The organism is Citrobacter sp. wls708 (assembly GCF_005281255.1).
GTDB lineage: Bacteria > Pseudomonadota > Gammaproteobacteria > Enterobacterales > Enterobacteriaceae > Citrobacter > Citrobacter werkmanii.
In genome coordinates this window covers 83,443-103,673 of sequence record NZ_SZXE01000018.1, presented here as the reverse complement: position 1 = coordinate 103,673, position 20,231 = coordinate 83,443, and the positions used below count along the sequence as shown (strand labels likewise).

General features: G+C 53.2%; 14 protein-coding genes. 12 read left to right on the top strand and 2 right to left on the bottom strand.

The features are described from left to right. The first annotated feature begins 53 nt into the window (after positions 1-53). From gntR to FDW97_RS13745, 5 genes are all read left to right on the top strand, one after another. Positions 54-1,049 carry a gluconate operon transcriptional repressor GntR gene (gene gntR / locus FDW97_RS13765; protein WP_038634949.1) on the top strand — a complete coding sequence of 332 codons (996 nt, stop codon included), beginning with the start codon at positions 54-56 and terminating at the stop codon, positions 1,047-1,049. A gap of 141 nt (positions 1,050-1,190) precedes the next feature. Beyond that, a complete protein-coding gene (gene gntK / locus FDW97_RS13760; RefSeq protein WP_038634945.1) occupies positions 1,191-1,721 on the top strand; it encodes a gluconokinase in 531 nt (176 codons plus the stop codon). Further along, positions 1,721-3,061: a gluconate transporter gene (gene gntU, locus FDW97_RS13755; protein ID WP_032940610.1), complete on the top strand. Its 1,341-nt coding sequence runs from the start codon at positions 1,721-1,723 to the stop codon at positions 3,059-3,061. The genes gntK and gntU overlap by 1 nt, the downstream gene beginning before the upstream one ends. Before the next feature lie 141 nt (positions 3,062-3,202). Further along, positions 3,203-5,302, top strand: coding sequence for a RecQ family ATP-dependent DNA helicase (locus FDW97_RS13750; protein ID WP_137351184.1), 2,100 nt, complete (start codon positions 3,203-3,205; stop codon positions 5,300-5,302). Continuing rightward, positions 5,299-6,504 (top strand): DNA-processing protein DprA, encoded by a 1,206-nt coding sequence (locus FDW97_RS13745; RefSeq protein WP_137351183.1) that lies wholly within the window; start codon positions 5,299-5,301, stop codon positions 6,502-6,504. Before FDW97_RS13750 ends, FDW97_RS13745 begins: the two co-directional genes overlap by 4 nt. Positions 6,505-6,542: 38 nt before the next feature. Here the strand turns inward: FDW97_RS13745 and yhgN are convergent, their stop codons facing one another. Continuing rightward, positions 6,543-7,136, bottom strand: coding sequence for an NAAT family transporter YhgN (gene yhgN / locus FDW97_RS13740; protein WP_003023480.1), 594 nt, complete (start codon positions 7,134-7,136; stop codon positions 6,543-6,545). 191 nt (positions 7,137-7,327) lie between these two features. Between yhgN and asd the strand changes: the two genes are divergently transcribed. From asd to glgP, 6 genes are all read left to right on the top strand, one after another. After that, entirely contained in the window at positions 7,328-8,434 is a 1,107-nt protein-coding gene (gene asd, locus FDW97_RS13735; protein WP_069323790.1) for an aspartate-semialdehyde dehydrogenase, read from the top strand. 273 nt (positions 8,435-8,707) lie between these two features. Beyond that, a complete protein-coding gene (glgB, locus tag FDW97_RS13730) occupies positions 8,708-10,894 on the top strand; it encodes a 1,4-alpha-glucan branching enzyme (RefSeq protein WP_137351182.1) in 2,187 nt (728 codons plus the stop codon). Next, the gene (gene glgX, locus FDW97_RS13725) at positions 10,891-12,867 is read left to right on the top strand and encodes a glycogen debranching protein GlgX (protein ID WP_137351181.1); all 1,977 of its coding nucleotides are present in this window, start codon (positions 10,891-10,893) and stop codon (positions 12,865-12,867) included. The genes glgB and glgX overlap by 4 nt, the downstream gene beginning before the upstream one ends. A 14-nt stretch (positions 12,868-12,881) precedes the next feature. Then, positions 12,882-14,177, top strand: a complete 1,296-nt coding sequence (gene glgC / locus FDW97_RS13720) for a glucose-1-phosphate adenylyltransferase (RefSeq protein ID WP_006687433.1) — start codon at positions 12,882-12,884, stop codon at positions 14,175-14,177. Continuing rightward, positions 14,177-15,610 carry a glycogen synthase GlgA gene (gene glgA / locus FDW97_RS13715; RefSeq protein ID WP_038634926.1) on the top strand — a complete coding sequence of 478 codons (1,434 nt, stop codon included), beginning with the start codon at positions 14,177-14,179 and terminating at the stop codon, positions 15,608-15,610. Before glgC ends, glgA begins: the two co-directional genes overlap by 1 nt. Before the next feature lie 19 nt (positions 15,611-15,629). Continuing rightward, entirely contained in the window at positions 15,630-18,077 is a 2,448-nt protein-coding gene (gene glgP / locus FDW97_RS13710; RefSeq protein WP_038634923.1) for a glycogen phosphorylase, read from the top strand. 91 nt (positions 18,078-18,168) lie between these two features. Here the strand turns inward: glgP and glpD are convergent, their stop codons facing one another. After that, complete coding sequence (gene glpD, locus FDW97_RS13705; RefSeq protein WP_038634920.1) at positions 18,169-19,677, bottom strand: glycerol-3-phosphate dehydrogenase; 1,509 nt, start codon at positions 19,675-19,677, stop codon at positions 18,169-18,171. A 202-nt stretch (positions 19,678-19,879) separates the two neighbouring features. Here glpD and glpE point away from each other — a divergent pair, with 202 nt between their 5' ends. Next, positions 19,880-20,206: a thiosulfate sulfurtransferase GlpE gene (gene glpE, locus FDW97_RS13700; RefSeq protein ID WP_006687428.1), complete on the top strand. Its 327-nt coding sequence runs from the start codon at positions 19,880-19,882 to the stop codon at positions 20,204-20,206. The last annotated feature ends 25 nt before the right edge of the window (positions 20,207-20,231 follow it).

Sequence of the window (20,231 nt, the reverse complement as noted above, 5' to 3'; positions counted from 1 at the left end):
CGCACGTCCGTGGTAAACTGGGAAAATCTATCCCTTTTTAACGCTTCAGGACGATGAAAAAGAAAAGACCCGTACTTCAGGATGTAGCCGACCGCGTGGGCGTGACTAAAATGACGGTCAGCCGCTTTTTGCGTAACCCGGAGCAGGTCTCCGTGGCGCTGCGGGGCAAAATTGCCGCTGCACTTGATGAGCTGGGTTATATTCCCAATCGCGCACCTGATATCCTGTCTAACGCCACCAGTCGCGCTATCGGCGTGCTGTTACCGTCTCTCACCAACCAGGTTTTTGCGGAAGTGTTACGCGGCATTGAGGCCGTCACCGACGCGCATGGTTATCAAACCATGCTGGCGCACTACGGCTATAAGCCCGAAATGGAGCAAGAGCGTCTGGAGTCGATGCTGTCGTGGAATATCGATGGTCTGATCCTCACTGAACGTAGCCATACACCCCGTACGCTGAAAATGATCGAAGTCGCGGGTATCCCGGTCGTCGAGTTGATGGATAGTCAGTCCCCGTGTCTGGATATCGCCGTCGGTTTTGATAACTTCGAGGCCGCACGTCAGATGACCGCCGCTATCATCGCCCGTGGGCACCGTCATGTTGCTTATCTTGGCGCGCGTCTTGATGAACGTACTATCATCAAACAGAGGGGCTACGAACAGGCTATGCGCGATGCCAATCTGGTGCCGTACAGCGTGATGGTGGAGCAGTCTTCATCTTACTCATCCGGTATTGAACTTATCCGTCAGGCGCGGCGTGAATATCCGCAACTGGATGGTGTGTTCTGTACCAACGATGACCTGGCGGTAGGGGCGGCATTTGAATGTCAGCGTTTAGGGCTGAGAATCCCTGACGATATGGCGATTGCCGGTTTCCACGGCCATGATATCGGTCAGGTAATGGAGCCGCGTCTGGCGAGTGTGCTCACGCCGCGTGAACGAATGGGCAGCATTGGCGCAGAACGCCTGCTGGCGCGCATCCGAGGTGAAGCAGTCACACCTAAAATGTTAGATTTAGGTTTCACCTTGTCACCGGGTGGATCTATTTAAGCCAACAACTTTGAAGTAGCTCACACTTATACACTTCGGGCACGAATGGATATTGCTTCTCTATTTATCCGGCTGGACAATGTTACCGATAACAGTTACCCGTAACAATTTCCTGATTCTTGTACCAGTGGGGGCAACGCTTTGAGCACGACTAATCATGATCACCACGTTTACGTTCTGATGGGCGTATCAGGCAGCGGTAAATCTGCTGTCGCAAGTGAAGTGGCGCATCAACTGCAGGCCGCGTTTCTTGATGGCGATTTTCTCCATCCGCGCAGCAACATCATGAAAATGGCTTCCGGTGAGCCACTCAACGATGACGACCGTAAACCGTGGTTACAGGCGCTGAATGACGCCGCCTTTGCGATGCAGCGTACCAATAAGGTGTCGCTGATCGTCTGTTCCGCGCTAAAAAAAGTCTATCGCGATCAGCTGCGCGACGGTAACCCGAACCTCTCATTCATTTACCTGAAGGGCGATTTTGACGTAATCGAAAGCCGCCTGAAGGCGCGTAAAGGGCACTTCTTCAAAACGCAAATGCTGGTAACCCAGTTCGAAGCGCTGGAAGAACCGGATGCGAATGAAAAAGATGTTCTGGTGGTTGATATCGATCAGCCGCTGGACGGTGTGGTAGCTAGCACCATTGAAGTGATTAACCAGGGCAGTAAGTAGTGACTACATTAACGCTTGTTTTAACAGCAGTAGGGTCTGTTTTATTACTGCTGTTTTTGGTGATGAAGGCGCGTATGCATGCCTTTGTTGCTTTGATGGTGGTGTCTATTGGTGCAGGTCTCTTTTCCGGTATGCCGCTTGATAAAATCGCGGCGACCATGGAAAAAGGGATGGGAGGCACGCTCGGCTTTCTGGCGATTGTGGTGGCGCTGGGGGCGATGTTTGGCAAGATTTTGCACGAGACCGGCGCGGTCGATCAGATTGCCGTCAAGATGCTGAAATCTTTCGGTCACAGCCGCGCGCATTATGCGATTGGCCTGGCCGGCCTGATTTGCGCGCTACCGCTGTTCTTTGAAGTGGCGATTGTGCTGCTGATAAGCGTGGCGTTCTCAATGGCGCGTCACACCGGAACGAACCTGGTGAAGCTGGTTATTCCGCTGTTTGCGGGGGTGGCGGCCGCTGCGGCGTTCCTGCTTCCGGGACCTGCGCCGATGCTGCTGGCATCCCAAATGCACGCTGACTTTGGCTGGATGATCCTGATTGGCCTGTGCGCAGCCATTCCGGGCATGATTATTGCCGGGCCGCTGTGGGGCAATTTCATCAGCCGTTACGTTGAACTGCATGTGCCAGAAGACATTACCGAGCCGCATCTGGGCGAAGGCAAAATGCCCTCCTTTGGCTTCAGTCTGGCGCTGATCCTGCTGCCGTTAGTACTGGTTGGCCTGAAAACCATCGCCGCGCGCTTTGTGCCGGTCGGTTCTTCAACCTATGAATGGTTCGAGTTTATCGGTCACCCGTTTACCGCGATTCTGGTTGCCTGTCTGGTGGCGATTTACGGCCTGGCAGTGCGCCAGGGCATGGCAAAAGATCGGGTGATGGAGATTTGTGGTCACGCGCTGCAACCGGCGGGGATTATTCTGCTGGTGATTGGTGCGGGCGGCGTGTTCAAGCAGGTGCTGGTTGATTCCGGCGTTGGCCCGGCCCTGGGTGAAGCGTTAACCGGTATGGGGCTGCCCATTGCCATTACCTGCTTCGTGCTGGCGGCGGCAGTACGCATCATTCAGGGGTCCGCGACCGTGGCCTGCTTAACGGCGGTCGGTCTGGTCATGCCGGTGATTGAGCAACTGAACTACTCCGGCGCGCAGATGGCGGCGCTGTCTATCTGTATCGCAGGCGGCTCAATCGTCGTCAGCCACGTTAACGACGCTGGTTTCTGGCTGTTCGGGAAATTCACCGGCGCGACCGAAGCGCAAACGCTGAAGACCTGGACGATGATGGAAACTATCCTCGGCACGGTCGGCGCGATTGTCGGTATGATTGCCTTCCAACTGCTGAGCTAGTTAAGCTGTTACATATTGCTGCGAGTTTCCTCGCAGCAATAATTTCATTAATTGAATCCTTCCTGACTTTTTGATTTCTATCACAAATTCCAGTACGTCCTTTGGGCTAAATACCAGCATCTTTTGTTGAGGGAGATTGCTATGGATAGGCTCGGCGCTGAATTACTTTTACGTCAGATGATTGGAAGTGAGGACGCTTGCTTCAGAGATGGGCAATGGGAAGCGATTGATGTTCTGGTTAATCAGCGCAGAAAACTACTGGTTGTGCAGCGGACGGGGTGGGGGAAAAGCGCCGTATATTTTATCAGTACAAAAATTCTTCGCGACAGAGGATTGGGACCCACAATTATCGTTTCGCCACTACTGGCTTTAATGCGTAATCAGGTAGCTGCTGCAAAACGACTCGGTATCAGAGCCGAAACGCTTAATTCTGCTAACCGGGAAGAGTGGCACTCAATTACCGGAAGGTTGCTGAGTGATGAATTAGATTGCTTGCTTATCTCACCTGAACGTCTGGCTAATTCGGAATTTATTGAGGCTGTTTTGCGACCTGTAGCCGATCGTATCGGTTTGCTGGTTGTAGACGAAGCCCATTGTATCTCGGATTGGGGCCATGATTTCCGCCCGGACTATCGCCAAATTCTGCATATTCTTCGTCAACTGCCGCCCAATACGCCAGCATTGGGAACGACGGCGACGGCAAATAATCGGGTCGTTGACGATATTCGCCAACAATTAGGGGATATCATCATTCAAAGGGGGACTTTAGCGCGAGATAGTCTGGCCCTGGATGCGATATCGCTGGCCGATCAACCCGCACGCCTCGCATGGCTTGTCACAGTAATTCCGCAACTAACTGGCTCGGGTATTGTGTACACGCTTACAACCCGAGATGCGGAACTCGTCGCTGCATGGCTACGGAAAAATGATATTACCGCCTATGCTTATTATAGTGGCGTTTCACTACCGGAAATCCCTGACACCAATTCTGCGCGAGAATTTCTCGAACAATCATTGCTGACTAATGAGATTAAGGTTTTAGTTGCGACGACGGCGCTGGGTATGGGATATGACAAACCTGATTTAGGATTTGTTATTCATTATCAAATGCCTGGCTCCATTATTGGCTATTACCAGCAGGTAGGGCGTGCAGGGCGTGGAATCAATTATGCTGTTGGCATATTGCTCAGTGGTATCGAGGATCGCGCTATTCATCATTTTTTCCGTGAAAGCGCATTTCCTTCTGAAGAGCAAGTCGTGGAAGTTTTACAGGTGCTTGAAGGGAATGATGGATTAACGCTGCGCGATATTGAAGCTCATACTAATTTGCGTAATAAGCAGATTGAAAAAATCTTGAAATTACTCGTGACGGAGAATCCTACCCCTGTTGTTTATGAAGATAAACTGTGGCGCAGAACAGCTGTTCATTTTTCAATGGATCATCAGCGCATTGCGCACCTGACCGAACAAAGAGTCAGCGAGTTATCTGAAGTTGAGCGCTATATTGCTACGGATGAATGCAAAATGTTATTTCTTCGGCGTGCGCTTGATGAACCTACAACCGAACGCTGTGGGAAATGTAGTTCTTGCCTGCGGCGACCATTAATGAATACATCTTTGGATCCTGTGCTGGTTAATGGCGCGAATGTTTTTGTCAGGCATGCGGATTTACCTTTAATTCTGAATAAGCAAGTTGCGCCCGGCGCATTTGAACACTATGGCTTCAGAGGTAACTTTCCTCTCAACATGCGGGGACATGAAGGTCGGATTTTATCTCGCTGGGGTGATGCTGGTTGGGGGGAAATGGTTGCCGAGGGCAAGCACGCTGGTTGGTTTCATGACGAGTTGGTCGACGCTTGTGCAGAAATGATTCTCGAACGTTGGCTACCTGACCCCGCTCCGACGTGGGTGTGTTGTGTGCCTTCGATAGCTCATCCACATCTCGTGCCGAATTTTACCCAACGTTTAGCGGAAAAACTTGCTTTGCCCTTTGTTGATGTTATCGATAAGGTCATGGACAATTATCCGCAGAAATTACAGCAAAATCGCTATCATCAATGTAAAAATCTTGATGGTATTTTTAGAATTAGTCAGCCATTGCCAGCTGGTCCTGCTTTACTCGTAGACGATGTAGTGGATTCAGGCTGGACGTTAACTGTGCTGGCAGCACTATTGAGACAGTCAGGCTGTCCGGATGTTTATCCTGTAGCACTGGCATCAACTTCGGTAAAAAATGGATGAATCTTACAGCCACTGCACAAGCGACACTCTTGCTGACCAGCTATTTCTCCAGTTCAAAAACAAATGAGCATAAGCCGTTGAGTAATACTGAATGGGGAAGATTTGCTTTGTGGCTGAAGCATCAACGGGTAGCGCCTGCTGAATTATTGATCCCCAATCCAGAAAAATTGCTGACTGGCTGGAACGATCCGCGTATTCCTCTGAATCGCATAGTAAACCTACTTGGGCGCGGTAACAGCCTGGCTCTGGCAGTTGATAAATGGCAAAGAGCAGGCTTGTGGATTTTGACCCGAGCGGATGCTGACTATCCTGTCCGGTTAAAAAATATTTTGCGTAATGACTCCCCACCCGTGCTTTTTGGCTGCGGTAATAAGGCGTTGCTGCAGACTGGCGGTATCGCCATTGTGGGGTCGAGAAAGGTTGCGGAGGATGACCTTGTATTTACTCGCCAGCTCGCGTCAAATCTTGCGCATCAGGGCATTACAGTGATATCTGGTGGGGCAAGAGGAACCGATGAAGGCGCGATGCTAGCGGCGCTAGAGAGTGGAGGACGGTCAATCGGCGTACTAACCGATAGCTTGCTTAAAGCGACAACATCTCCAAAATGGCGTAACGGATTGATGTCAGGCAATTTGGTGCTGATCTCACCTTTTTATCCCGAAGCTGGCTTTAGTGTCGCCAATGCAATGGCGCGAAATAAATATGTTTACTGCCTTTCGGAAAGCGCAATGGTTGTTCATGCGGGTCTGAAGGGGGGAACTGTCACTGGCGCTCTTGAAGCTTTAAAAAATCAGTGGGTGCCGGTATGGATAAAACCTACTCAGGATGATGAATCAGCTAATGAGTTATTAGTTGAAAAGGGGGGGATATGGAGTGCCGGACGAGCCGAGGATATTGATTGTCAGCAGCTTCTGACTGTGGCTAAAACAGACAGTAACATCAATTCGGTGTCTCAGCACGACCTCTTTGCTCTGCAAGAAAATGTGGTGGAGTATGCAGTAAAACAGGCTCAGGTTCCTGTTGATTACTACCAACTGTTCATAAGCGAACTTCCTTTTCTGGCGGCGGAGCCAATCAGTCTGGAGAATTTGATAAACGTCACGGGACTTACATTGGAACAGTTGACGATTTGGCTGCGACGAGCAAAGGAAGCGGGAGTGGTAACGCAATTACCTGAGTCGGATTATTATCTGGCGCAATGAGAGAAGTCCGCTGCGCTCAAAAAGCGCAGCGTGTAAAATTACCCCTTCATCCACATCCGTACGCCATCGAGGAACATCTGGGTCGCCATCATCACCAGAATCAATCCCATCAGACGCTCCAGCGCGTTCACCCCTTTCTCGCCCAGCAGGCGTAAAAACAGCGACGACTGCAGCAGAATCACAAATGTCCCGCCCCAGGCGATCAGCAGCGCAATCACCAGATGCCCCATCTGATTTGGGTACTGATGTGATAACAGCATCAACGAGGCCAGGATTGTCGGCCCGGCCACCAGCGGGATTGCCAGCGGTACGATAAATGGCTCTTCGCCTGCCGGAAGGCCGGTGCTGTTCCCGGTGGCGCTGGGGAAAATCATCTTAATGGCGATCAGGAACAAAATGATGCCCCCGGAGATCGAGACGGTTTCTGCGCGCAGGTTAAGAAATGCCAGAATTTTCTCGCCCGCAAACAGGAATATCAGCATCACCAACAGCGCAATGAACAGCTCGCGAATCATAATCGCGCGGCGGCGTTTTGGTTCGGTATGTTTCAATACGGACATGAAAATGGGCAGATTTCCGAGCGGATCCATAATCAGGATCAATAAAACTGCCGCTGAAATGATTTCATTCATAACTCAAATTCCCTGATAATTACCGCGGACTTTCTGCTTGCTTGCGCAGCGGGATAAGTCGCATTACTGATGGCTTCGCTATCATTGATTAATTTCACTTGCGACTTTGGCTGCATTTTGTATGGTGAAGGATATGCCACCAGGACACTGGCATACATACACAGCACACATCTTCGCAGGAAAAAAACGCTATGAAAAATGTTGGTTTTATCGGCTGGCGCGGTATGGTCGGCTCTGTTCTCATGCAACGCATGGTTGAGGAGCGTGACTTCGACGCCATTCGCCCTGTTTTCTTTTCTACTTCCCAGCTCGGGCAGGCGGCACCGACGTTTGGTGGAACCGCGACCGGCACGCTTCAGGACGCTTTTGATCTGGACGCGCTGAAGGCGCTCGATATCATCGTGACCTGTCAGGGCGGCGATTATACCAACGAAATCTATCCAAAGCTTCGTGAAAGCGGCTGGCAGGGTTACTGGATTGACGCGGCCTCCTCGCTGCGCATGAAAGACGATGCCATCATCATTCTCGATCCGGTTAACCAGGATGTGATTACCGACGGTCTGAACAAAGGTATTAAGACTTTTGTCGGCGGTAACTGTACCGTTAGCCTGATGCTGATGTCCCTCGGCGGCCTGTTTGCCAATGACCTGGTCGACTGGGTTTCCGTGGCGACCTATCAGGCGGCTTCCGGCGGCGGCGCGCGCCACATGCGTGAACTGCTGTCCCAGATGGGCCATCTGTATGGCCATGTGGCCGATGAACTGGCGACCCCTTCCTCCGCTATTCTCGACATCGAACGTAAGGTGACGACCCTGTCCCGCAGCGGCGAACTGCCGGTTGATAACTTTGGCGTACCGCTGGCCGGGAGCCTGATTCCGTGGATCGACAAACAGCTCGATAACGGCCAGAGCCGTGAAGAGTGGAAGGGACAGGCGGAAACCAACAAAATTCTCAACACGTCTGCCGTGATCCCGGTTGATGGCCTGTGCGTGCGCGTCGGCGCGCTGCGCTGCCACAGTCAGGCGTTCACCATTAAACTGAAAAAAGATGTGTCTATTCCGACCGTGGAAGAACTGCTGGCGGCGCACAATCCGTGGGCCAAAGTGGTGCCAAACGATCGGGAGATCACCATGCGTGAGTTAACCCCGGCGGCCGTTACCGGTACGCTGACCACGCCAGTAGGCCGTCTGCGTAAGCTGAATATGGGACCGGAGTTCCTGTCAGCCTTTACCGTGGGCGATCAGTTGCTGTGGGGTGCTGCGGAGCCATTGCGCCGTATGCTGCGCCAGTTGGCGTAATAATTTGTTAACGATCAAGGGGTGAGGAATCACCCCTTTTTTTGCGTAATACAGGAGTAAGCGCAGATGTTTCATTTTTTACCAGGAGTAAGATAAAGCATTGGCTATTCTTTAAGGGTGACTTAGTACCGGAGGTATTAAGTTGTTGCCTGAAGGTGGGACGACGCAGAGAGGATGCACAATTGTGCTGCGCCGTTCAGGTCAAAAAAAGTGTCACTACCTGATGTCGAAAATCAGTTGGAAGGCGTGACACCATAAAACAGGATGACAACCATGTCCGTTCGTATCGATAGAGACGTGATTAATGCGCTAATTGCAGGCCATTTTGCGGATCCTTTTTCCGTACTCGGTATGCATCAAACTGACGCGGGACTTGAAGTCCGCGCCTTACTTCCAGACGCCACAGAAGTGTGGGTGATCGAACCCAAAACCGGACGTAAAGTCGGCAAGCTGGACTGCCTCGACTCTCGCGGTTTTTTCTGTGCTGTACTTCCCCGCCGTAAAAATTTCTTTCGTTATCAGTTAGCCGTTGTCTGGCATGGCCAGCAGAATCTTATTGATGACCCTTATCGTTTTGGTCCGCTAATCCAGGATATGGATGCCTGGCTGTTATCTGAAGGTACGCACCTGCGTCCTTACGAAACGCTGGGCGCGCATGCGGATACCATGGATGGCGTAACCGGTACGCGTTTCTCAGTCTGGGCGCCCAACGCCCAACGTGTTTCGGTGGTCGGGCAGTTCAACTACTGGGATGGCCGTCGCCACCCGATGCGTCTGCGTAAAGAGAGCGGTATCTGGGAGCTGTTTATCCCCGGCGCACAGCATGGTCAGCTGTATAAGTACGAGATGATCGATGCTAACGGTAAGCTGCGCATTAAAGCTGACCCTTACGCCTTCGAAGCGCAGATGCGCCCGGAAACCGCGTCGCTTATCTGCGGCCTGCCCGAAAAAGTGGTGCAAAGCGAGGAGCGCAAAAAAGCCAACCAGTTTGATGCGCCGATCTCTATCTACGAGGTGCACCTGGGTTCATGGCGTCGTCATACTGATAACAACTTCTGGCTGAGCTACCGCGAACTGGCGGATCAACTGATTCCTTACGCCAAGTGGATGGGCTTTACTCATCTCGAGCTGTTGCCGATTAACGAGCATCCGTTCGACGGCAGTTGGGGCTACCAGCCAACCGGCATGTATGCGCCGACCCGTCGTTTCGGGACGCGTGATGATTTCCGCTATTTTGTGAATGCCGCGCATCAGGCGGGGCTGAACGTCATTCTGGACTGGGTGCCGGGCCATTTCCCGTCAGATGATTTTGGTCTGGCAGAGTTTGATGGCACCCGGTTGTATGAGCACAGTGACCCGCGTGAAGGGTATCACCAGGACTGGAATACGCTGATCTACAACTACGGCCGCCGTGAAGTCAGCAACTATCTGGTGGGTAATGCCCTGTACTGGATTGAACGTTTTGGTATTGACGCGCTGCGCGTGGATGCCGTGGCGTCGATGATTTATCGCGACTACAGCCGGAAAGAAGGGGAATGGGTCCCGAACGAATTTGGTGGTCGTGAAAACCTCGAAGCGATTGAATTTTTACGCAATACCAACCGTATTCTTGGCGAACAGGTGCCCGGCGCCGTAAGCATGGCGGAAGAGTCAACCGACTTTGCCGGCGTATCAAGACCGCAGGACATGGGCGGTTTAGGGTTCTGGTATAAGTGGAACCTCGGCTGGATGCACGACACGCTGGACTACATGAAACTGGATCCGGTTTATCGTCAGTATCATCACGACAAGCTGACCTTCGGCATGCTGTACAACTACACCGAAAACTTTGTTCTGCCGCTGTCGCACGATGAAGTGGTGCACGGTAAAAAATCCATTCTCGACCGCATGCCGGGAGACGCATGGCAGAAGTTTGCCAACCTGCGCGCTTACTACGGCTGGATGTGGGCCTTCCCGGGTAAGAAACTGCTGTTTATGGGCAACGAGTTTGCTCAGGGACGTGAATGGAATCACGACGTCAGTCTGGACTGGCACTTACTGGAAGGCGGCGATAACTGGCACCACGGGGTGCAACGTCTGGTGCGTGACCTGAACCATACTTATCGCCATCACAAGGCGCTGCATGAGCTCGACTTTGACCGCTATGGTTTTGAATGGCTGGTGGTTGACGATAAAGAACGTTCGGTGCTGATTTTTGTTCGTCGTGACAAGGCCGGCAACGAAATTATCGTTATCAGCAATTTTACGCCAGTACCTCGCCACGGCTATCGCTTCGGTATCAATCAGCCGGGCAAATGGCGTGAAATCCTCAATACCGATTCGATGCATTACCACGGTAGCAATACCGGTAACGGCGGCGCGGTGCATAGCGATGAAATCGCCAGTCATGGCCGCCAGCACTCACTGAGCCTGACGTTGCCGCCGTTGGCGACGATCTGGCTGGTTCGGGAGGGGGAATGACGCATCTGGCAACCGGCAACGCCACCCCCCATGGTGCAACGTATGACGGCCATGGCGTCAATTTCACGCTTTTCTCGGCCCACGCCGAACGCGTTGAATTATGCGTTTTCGATGAGCAAGGCTGTGAACTCCGCTATGACCTGCCGGGGCGTAGCGGCGATATTTGGCACGGTTATCTGGCCAACGCCCGTCCGGGCCTGCGCTATGGCTATCGCGTACATGGTCCGTGGCAACCAGAGCAAGGCCACCGGTTTAACCCGGCGAAACTGTTGCTCGATCCTTATGCGCGCCGGGTGGATGGCGCGTTAAAAGATAACCCGCTGCTGCACGGCGGGCTAAATGAACCTGATCATCATGATAATGCCGCCATCGCGCTGAAGGGCGTGGTGGTGTCCGACCATTATGACTGGGAAGACGATGCCCCGCCGCGCACGCCGTGGGGCAATACCGTGATTTACGAAGCGCATGTCAAAGGACTGACGTATCTGCATCCTGAGCTGCCGGAAGAGCTTCGCGGAACCTATAAAGCGCTGGGTCATCCGGTGATGATCGACTATTTCAAACGCCTGGGCATTACTGCGCTTGAGCTGCTACCGGTGGCGCATTTCGCCAGCGAACCGCGTCTGCAGCGGCTGGGCTTGTCGAACTACTGGGGCTACAACCCGGTCGCTATGTTTGCGTTGCATCCGGCTTACGCCTGCTCGCCGGAGAGCGCGTTGGATGAGTTCCGTGATGCGGTGAAAGCGCTGCACAAAGCGGGGATTGAGGTCATTCTCGACATCGTTTTGAACCACAGCGCCGAGCTGGATCTTGAAGGACCCGTCTTCTCGCTGCGCGGAATCGATAACCGTAGCTATTATTGGATCAGGGATGATGGCGATTACTACAACTGGACCGGTTGTGGGAACACCCTCAATCTGAGCCATCCCGGCGTGGTCGAGTATGCGTGTGAATGCCTGCGTTACTGGGTTGAAACTTGCCACGTGGATGGTTTTCGTTTTGATTTAGCGTCGGTTATGGGACGTACGCCTACGTTTCGTCAGGATGCGCCGTTGTTCACTGCAATCCAAAACTGTCCGCTGCTCTCACACGTCAAACTGATTGCGGAACCGTGGGATATCGGTGAAGGCGGGTATCAGGTGGGGAACTTTCCACCGCCGTTTGCCGAGTGGAATGACCATTTTCGCGATGCGACGCGACGTTTCTGGCTCCAGCGTAATCTCTCTTTAGGAGAATTCGCCGGGCGTTTTGCCGCATCCAGCGACGTGTTTAAACGCAATGGCCGCAAACCCAGCGCCACGGTCAATCTGGTGACCGCGCACGACGGTTTTACCCTACGTGACTGTGTGTGCTTCACAAATAAGCACAATGAAGCGAATGGTGAGGAAAATCGCGACGGCACTAGCAATAACTACAGTGATAATCATGGTAAAGAAGGGTTAGGCGGCTCGCTGGACCTGATTGAACGGCGGCGCGACAGCATTCATGCGCTGTTGAGCACGCTGTTGCTCTCTCAAGGGACGCCGATGCTGCTGGCCGGTGACGAGCATGGCCATAGCCAGCACGGCAACAATAACGCTTACTGTCAGGATAACGCCTTAACCTGGCTGGACTGGCAGCAGGCAAACGGTGGGCTAACCACCTTTACCGCCGCGTTGATTCATCTTCGCCAGCAAATCCCCGCATTAACGGGCGATTGCTGGTGGGAAGAGGGCGATGGCAATGTTCATTGGCTGAATAAGTACGCACAACCCTTAAGTGCGGATGAGTGGCAAAACGGCCCGAGGCAGATGCAAATCCTGCTTTCCGACCGTTTCCTGATTGCAATAAACGCCACGCTTGAGGTGACAGATATCGTTTTACCTGAAGGGGAATGGCGAGCTATTCCCCCATTTGCCGGAGAGGACAATCCGGTGCTTACGGCTGTCTGGCAGGGACCTGCGCACGGACTGTGTGTGTTCCATAGAGGATAAAAAAGGAGTTAGTCATGGTGAGTTTAGAGAAGAACGATCGTGTTATGTTGGCGCGCCAGCTGCCATTAAAATCTGTTGCCCTGATCCTGGCCGGTGGCCGCGGTACCCGCCTGAAAGATTTGACCAATAAACGTGCCAAGCCGGCCGTGCACTTTGGCGGTAAATTCCGCATTATCGATTTTGCTTTATCCAACTGCATTAACTCCGGCATCCGCCGTATCGGCGTGATCACGCAATACCAGTCGCACACGCTGGTACAGCATATTCAGCGCGGCTGGTCGTTCTTTAGCGAAGAGATGAACGAGTTTGTCGATCTGCTGCCTGCGCAGCAGAGAATGCAGGGTGAAAACTGGTATCGCGGCACGGCGGATGCGGTAACCCAAAACCTGGACATCATTCGCCGCTACAAAGCGGAATATGTGGTGATCCTCGCAGGCGATCATATTTATAAGCAGGACTACTCGCGTATGCTGATCGACCACGTCGAGAAGGGCGCGCGTTGCACCGTGGCCTGTATGCCGGTGCCTATCGAAGAGGCCAGCGCGTTTGGTGTGATGGACGTGGACGACAGCGACAAAATTATCGAGTTCGTTGAAAAACCTGCCAACCCGCCAGCCATGCCGGGCGACCCGACCAAATCTCTTGCCAGCATGGGGATCTACGTTTTTAACGCCGATTACCTGTATGAATTACTGGCGGAAGATGACCTCGATGAAAACTCCAGTCACGATTTCGGTAAAGACATCATCCCAAAAATCACCGAAGCTGGCATGGCGTATGCACATCCCTTCCCGTTGTCCTGCGTACAGTCTGACCCGGAATCCGAGCCGTACTGGCGCGATGTGGGAACGCTGGAAGCTTACTGGAAGGCCAACCTCGATCTGGCCTCGGTAACGCCTGAACTGGATATGTACGACCAGGACTGGCCAATCCGTACGCATATGGAATCTCTGCCGCCGGCGAAATTTGTGCAGGACCGTTCCGGTAGCCACGGAATGACGCTGAACTCGCTGGTCTCCGGCGGCTGTATTATTTCTGGTTCGGTGGTGGTGCAGTCCGTTCTGTTCCCGCGAGTGCGGGTGAATTCATTCTGTAACATTGATTCGGCAGTGTTGTTGCCTGAAGTATGGGTAGGACGTTCATGCCGGTTACGTCGTTGTATCATTGACCGCGCCTGCGTTATCCCTGAAGGCATGGTGATTGGTGAAAATGCGGAAGAGGATGCTCGTCGCTTCTACCGCTCAGAAGAAGGCATTGTGCTGGTCACGCGTGAAATGCTGCGCAAACTGCAAATCAAACAGGAGCGATAATGCAGGTTTTACACGTATGTTCAGAGATGTTCCCCCTGCTAAAAACCGGGGGACTGGCGGATGTTCTTGGGGCGTTACCGGCCGCGCAAATTGCGGACGGTGTAGATGCCCGCGTGCTGCTCCCGGCGTTTCCGGATATCCGTCGCGGCATTCCTGATGCTCAGGTGGTGACGCGTCGCGATACCTTTGCAGGCAGAATTACGCTGCTGTTCGGGCATTACAACGGCGTCGGCATTTACCTCGTGGACGCGCCGCATCTCTATGACCGTCCGGGTAGTCCGTATCACGACACCAACCTGTTCGCTTATACCGATAACGTCCTGCGTTTTGCGTTGCTCGGCTGGGCCGGATGTGAAATGGCCTGCGGGCTTGACCCATTCTGGCGCCCGGATGTGGTGCATGCGCACGACTGGCATGCCGGTCTGGCCCCGGCGTATCTGGCGGCGCGCGGCCATCCGGCGAAATCGGTGTTCACCGTCCACAACCTGGCGTATCAAGGCATGTTTTATGCAAAGCATATGGATGACATCCAATTGCCATGGTCGTTCTTTAATGTGCACGGGCTGGAGTTTAACGGGCAGATTTCGTTCCTGAAGGCCGGGTTGTACTACGCCGACCACATCACGGCGGTGAGTCCGACCTACGCGCGGGAGATTACCGAGCCGCAGTTTGCCTACGGCATGGAAGGCCTGTTGCAACAGCGTCATCGGGAAGGACGGCTTTCCGGCGTGCTGAACGGCGTTGATGAAAAAATCTGGAGCCCGGAAACCGATCTGCTACTGGCCTCGCGCTATACACGCGACACGCTGGATGAGAAGGCGGAGAACAAACGTCAGCTACAAATTGCGATGGGACTTAAGGTTAACGATAAAGTGCCGCTGTTTGCTGTCGTGAGCCGTCTGACCAGTCAGAAAGGGCTGGATCTGGTGTTGGAGGCTCTGCCGGGTCTGTTAGAGCAGGGGGGGCAACTGGCGCTGCTTGGCGCGGGCGACCCAGTATTACAGGAAGGCTTCCTGGCCGCTGCGGCGGAACATCCCGGACAGGTAGGGGTGCAAATTGGTTATCACGAAGCCTTCTCGCACCGCATCATGGGTGGGGCCGACGTCATTCTGGTACCCAGCCGTTTTGAACCGTGCGGCTTAACGCAGTTGTATGGGCTGAAGTATGGCACGCTGCCGCTGGTGCGGCGTACCGGTGGGCTGGCGGATACGGTCTCTGACAGTTCGCTGGAAAACCTGGCGGACGGTATCGCCAGTGGGTTTGTCTTTGAGGACAGTAATGCCTGGTCGCTGCTACGCGCGATCCGGCGTGCTTTCGTATTGTGGTCCCGGCCTTCGCTTTGGCGGTTTGTACAACGCCAGGCCATGACCATGGATTTTAGCTGGCAAGTCGCGGCGAAGTCTTACCGCGAGCTTTACTACCGCTTGAAATAGATATCCAGGAATCACCTATATGAACGCTCCATTTACTTATGCATCGCCCACACTCAGCGTCGAGGCACTTAAGCATTCTATTGCCTACAAACTGATGTTCACGATTGGTAAGGACCCGGTCATTGCCAACAAACATGAGTGGCTGAACGCCACGTTATTCGCGGTGCGCGATCGTCTCGTGGAGCGCTGGCTGCGTTCTAACCGTGCGCAATTATCCCAGGAAACCCGTCAGGTTTATTATCTGTCAATGGAGTTTCTGATTGGGCGCACGCTTTCCAATGCGCTGTTATCGTTGGGGATTTACGACGATGTTAAAAGTGCGCTGGAAGGTATGGGATTAGATCTGGAAGATCTGATCGACGAAGAGAATGACCCCGGTCTCGGTAACGGTGGCCTCGGACGCCTGGCAGCCTGCTTCCTCGACTCACTGGCAACGCTGGGTCTGCCCGGACGTGGCTACGGTATCCGTTATGACTATGGCATGTTTAAACAGAACATTGTCGATGGTCGACAAAAAGAGTCCCCGGACTATTGGCTGGAATACGGTAACCCGTGGGAATTCAAACGCCACAACACGCGCTACAAAGTGCGCTTTGGCGGCCGCGTGCAGATGGAAGGCAAGAAAACGCGTTGGATTGAGACCGAAGAGATCCTCGCAGTGGCCTACGACCAGATTATCCCCGGTTATGACACTGACGCCACCAACACGCTGCGCCTGTGGAATGCCCAGGCCAGTAGCGAAATCAACCTCGGTAAATTTAACCAGGGCGACTACTTTGCGGCGGTGGAAGATAAAAACCACTCCGAGAACGTCTCCCGCGTACTGTATCCGGATGACTCTACCTATTCGGGACGCGAACTGCGGTTGCGCCAGGAGTATTTCCTCGTCTCCTCAACGGTGCAGGACATCCTGAACCGCCATTATCAACTGCATAAAACCTACGACAACCTGGCCGATAAAATCGCCATTCACCTTAACGACACCCACCCGGTGCTGTCGATCCCTGAGCTGATGCGCCTGCTGATCGATGAACACAAGTTCAGTTGGGACGACGCGTTTGAGGTGTGCTGTCAGGTCTTCTCGTATACCAACCACACCTTGATGAGTGAAGCGCTGGAAACCTGGCCGGTGGATATGCTGGGCAAAATCCTGCCGCGCCATTTGCAAATCATTTTTGAGATTAACGACTACTTCCTGAAGACGCTGCAGGAGCAGTATCCGAACGATACCGCTCTGCTGGGACGGACGTCGATTATCGATGAATCAAACGGTCGTCGTGTGCGTATGGCATGGCTGGCGGTGGTGGTGAGCCACAAGGTTAACGGTGTGTCTGAACTGCACTCCAACCTGATGGTGCAGTCGCTGTTTGCTGACTTTGCGAAGATTTTCCCGACCCGCTTCTGCAACGTGACCAACGGTGTGACGCCGCGTCGCTGGCTGGCGCTGGCGAACCCATCGCTTTCTGACGTACTGGATGAGAACATTGGCCGCACCTGGCGTACCGATCTCAGCCAGCTCAGCGAGCTTGAGCAGCACTGTGATTTCCCGTTAGTGAATCAGGCTGTGCGTCGTGCGAAGCTGGAGAACAAAAAGCGACTGGCAACGCTCATCGCCCAGCAGCTGAACGTGGTAGTGAACCCGAAATCGCTGTTTGATGTGCAGATCAAGCGTATTCACGAGTACAAACGTCAGCTAATGAATGTGCTGCATGTGATCACCCGCTACAACCGCATCAAAGCCGATCCAGACGCCGAGTGGGTGCCGCGCGTGAATATCTTCGCGGGTAAAGCGGCTTCAGCCTATTACATGGCGAAGCACATCATTCATTTGATCAACGATGTCGCGAAGGTGATCAACAACGATCCGCAGATTGGCGATAAATTGAAGGTCGTGTTTATCCCCAACTACAGCGTCAGTCTGGCGCAGGTGATTATTCCTGCTGCCGACTTGTCTGAGCAGATTTCGCTGGCCGGGACCGAAGCCTCCGGGACCAGTAATATGAAATTTGCGCTCAACGGCGCGCTGACCATCGGGACGCTGGATGGCGCCAACGTTGAGATGCTGGAACATGTGGGTGCGGAGAATATCTTTATCTTTGGTAATACGGCGGAAGAGGTTGAGGCTTTACGCATTCAGGGCTACAAGCCGCGTGAGTATTACGAGAAAGATGAAGAGTTGCATCAGGTGCTGACGCAGATTGGCAGCGGCGTGTTCAGCCCTGAGGAGCCTGGGCGTTATCGTGATCTGGTCGATTCGCTGATTAACTTTGGCGACCACTATCAGGTGCTGGCGGATTATCGCAGCTATGTCGATTGCCAGGATAAGGTTGATGAGCTGTATCGCCATCCGGAAGAGTGGACCACGAAGTCGATGATAAACATCGCCAATATGGGGTACTTTTCTTCGGACAGGACGATCAAAGAGTATGCCGAGAACATCTGGCATATTGATTCGGTGCGGTTGTAACATCCGAGGCCGGGGGCGCTGCGCTTGCCCGGCCTACGTTTATACACTTTTGAAGGCCGGATAAGGCGTTAGCCGCCATCCGGCATTTTTATCAGGAGGCCAGCGACAGCTGGTGCTTCTCGACATACTCCGTCAGCCATTGGGTCATGCGGGACTGCTGTTCGGCATTCAGCCACATGCCTTCTTTCGTACGACGCCACAGCGCATCTTCTGCGCGACGCACCCACTCATGCTCAACCAGATACTTCAGCTCGGCCTCATAGAACTCATGGCCGAAGTCTTCGCCTAACTCGGCGATTGACGTGGCGTCGCCGATAATCCATTCAGTATTGCTGCCATAGGTACGCGAATAATGGCGCGCCAGCGATTCGGTCAGGAACGGATAGCGACGGCGCAGTTTTGCCGCGTAATCTTCGCGATCGCCGCCAATATCACCGCCAGGCAGGATGCACTCTTTGGTCCATGCCGGGCCAATGCCCTGATAGTACGACGACAGTTTTTCCATCGCGTGCTCGGCCAGCTTACGGTAGGTTGTCAGCTTACCGCCAAAGACCGACAGCAGCGGCGCTTTGCCGTTTTCGTCGTGGATATCCAGCGTGTAATCACGGGTAATAGCCTGCGGCGAGTCGGACTCGTCATCACATAGCGGACGCACGCCCGAGTAAGTCCAGACGATATCGTCACGGCCAAGCTGTTTCTTAAAGTGCGCGTTGTAGACCTTCAGCAGGTAATTGATTTCGCTTTCATCAATTTTCACTGCTTTCGGGTCGCCTTTGTATTCGACGTCAGTCGTCCCGATGATCGAGAATTCGTCCATCCATGGGATAACAAACACAATACGTTTATCTTCATTTTGCAGAATATACGCTTGCTTCTGGGTATGTACGCGCGGCACCACGATGTGGCTACCTTTAATCAGACGAATACCGTACGGCGAAGGCAGATGCATGCCGTCATCAAAGAACTCTTTCACCCACGGACCGGTGGCATTGACCAGACCGCGCGCCTGCCAGGTGTGTTTTTTGCCGGTATCGATATCTTCGGCTTCAACGATCCACAGGCCGTTTTCACGGCGAGCGGAGGTGGCACGGGTGCGGGTTAATACTTCACCGCCTTTGCGTACGACCATTTGGGCGTTTGCCAAAACCAGACGCGCATCGTCTACCCAGCAGTCAGAATATTCGAAACCGCGCACAATCTCAGGTTTCATTACGGAATCCGCGCCAAAACGCAAACCAGTAGAACCCGGCAAACTGGTGCGTTTGCCCAGATGATCGTACATAAACAAACCAATACGGATCATCCATGCCGGACGCAGGTGCGGGCGATGGGGCAGACGAAAGCGCATCGGGAAGGCGATATGCGGTGCCATTTTCAACAGCACTTCACGTTCTGCCAGCGCCTCGCTCACCAGGCGGAATTCGTAGTGTTCCAGGTAGCGCAGGCCACCGTGGATGAGTTTGGAGCTGGCGGAGGAGGTGGCGCAGGCTAAATCCTGTGCCTCCAGCATCAGCACGGATAAACCGCGTCCAGCGGCATCTGCCGCGATACCGGCACCGTTGATGCCTCCACCTATCACAATCAGATCTTTGGTTTCCATGCTGGCCTCTCGCACTTTCGTTATAGCTCATTAATGTTCGTTATCGAGCATAATAGCAAAGAATTGCGCCATTGGTAACATTGGATAAACAATTTACAGTGATACATATAACATTATGGCGTTTACCTGCGCAGGCAACGTACACTGGAGGGTAATATTGGTTACCTGCCAGAATATAAGTAGAACTTAACAAGAGAACGCCATGGATCAGTTTGAGTGTATTAATGTCGAAGAAGCCCATCAGAAACTCCTGCACGGAATGGCGGTGCTGGTGGACATCCGCGATCCGCAAAGCTATGCAATGGGCCACGCGCCGCAGGCCTTTCATCTGACGAACGACACGTTGGGGACGTTTATGCGTGACCATGATTTTGATACTGCCGTGATGGTGATGTGTTACCACGGCAACAGCAGTAAAGGCGCGGCGCAGTATCTTCTTCAGCAGGGCTATGATGCGGTTTACAGCGTTGACGGCGGCTTCGACGCCTGGCATCGACATTTTCCTGCAGAAGTGGCATACGGTTCGTAAGGCTATACCCAAATTAATTCGAGTT

Coding starts and splice junctions, on each gene's coding strand:
- yhgN (WP_003023480.1), bottom strand. CDS start 7,136: ATGAATGAAATCATTTCAGCGGCAGTTTTATTGATCCTGATTATGGAT.
- glgA (WP_038634926.1), top strand. CDS start 14,177: ATGCAGGTTTTACACGTATGTTCAGAGATGTTCCCCCTGCTAAAAACC.
- glgP (WP_038634923.1), top strand. CDS start 15,630: ATGAACGCTCCATTTACTTATGCATCGCCCACACTCAGCGTCGAGGCA.
- glgB (WP_137351182.1), top strand. CDS start 8,708: ATGTCCGTTCGTATCGATAGAGACGTGATTAATGCGCTAATTGCAGGC.
- asd (WP_069323790.1), top strand. CDS start 7,328: ATGAAAAATGTTGGTTTTATCGGCTGGCGCGGTATGGTCGGCTCTGTT.
- FDW97_RS13750 (WP_137351184.1), top strand. CDS start 3,203: ATGGATAGGCTCGGCGCTGAATTACTTTTACGTCAGATGATTGGAAGT.
- glgX (WP_137351181.1), top strand. CDS start 10,891: ATGACGCATCTGGCAACCGGCAACGCCACCCCCCATGGTGCAACGTAT.
- FDW97_RS13745 (WP_137351183.1), top strand. CDS start 5,299: ATGAATCTTACAGCCACTGCACAAGCGACACTCTTGCTGACCAGCTAT.
- glgC (WP_006687433.1), top strand. CDS start 12,882: ATGGTGAGTTTAGAGAAGAACGATCGTGTTATGTTGGCGCGCCAGCTG.
- glpD (WP_038634920.1), bottom strand. CDS start 19,677: ATGGAAACCAAAGATCTGATTGTGATAGGTGGAGGCATCAACGGTGCC.
- gntR (WP_038634949.1), top strand. CDS start 54: ATGAAAAAGAAAAGACCCGTACTTCAGGATGTAGCCGACCGCGTGGGC.
- glpE (WP_006687428.1), top strand. CDS start 19,880: ATGGATCAGTTTGAGTGTATTAATGTCGAAGAAGCCCATCAGAAACTC.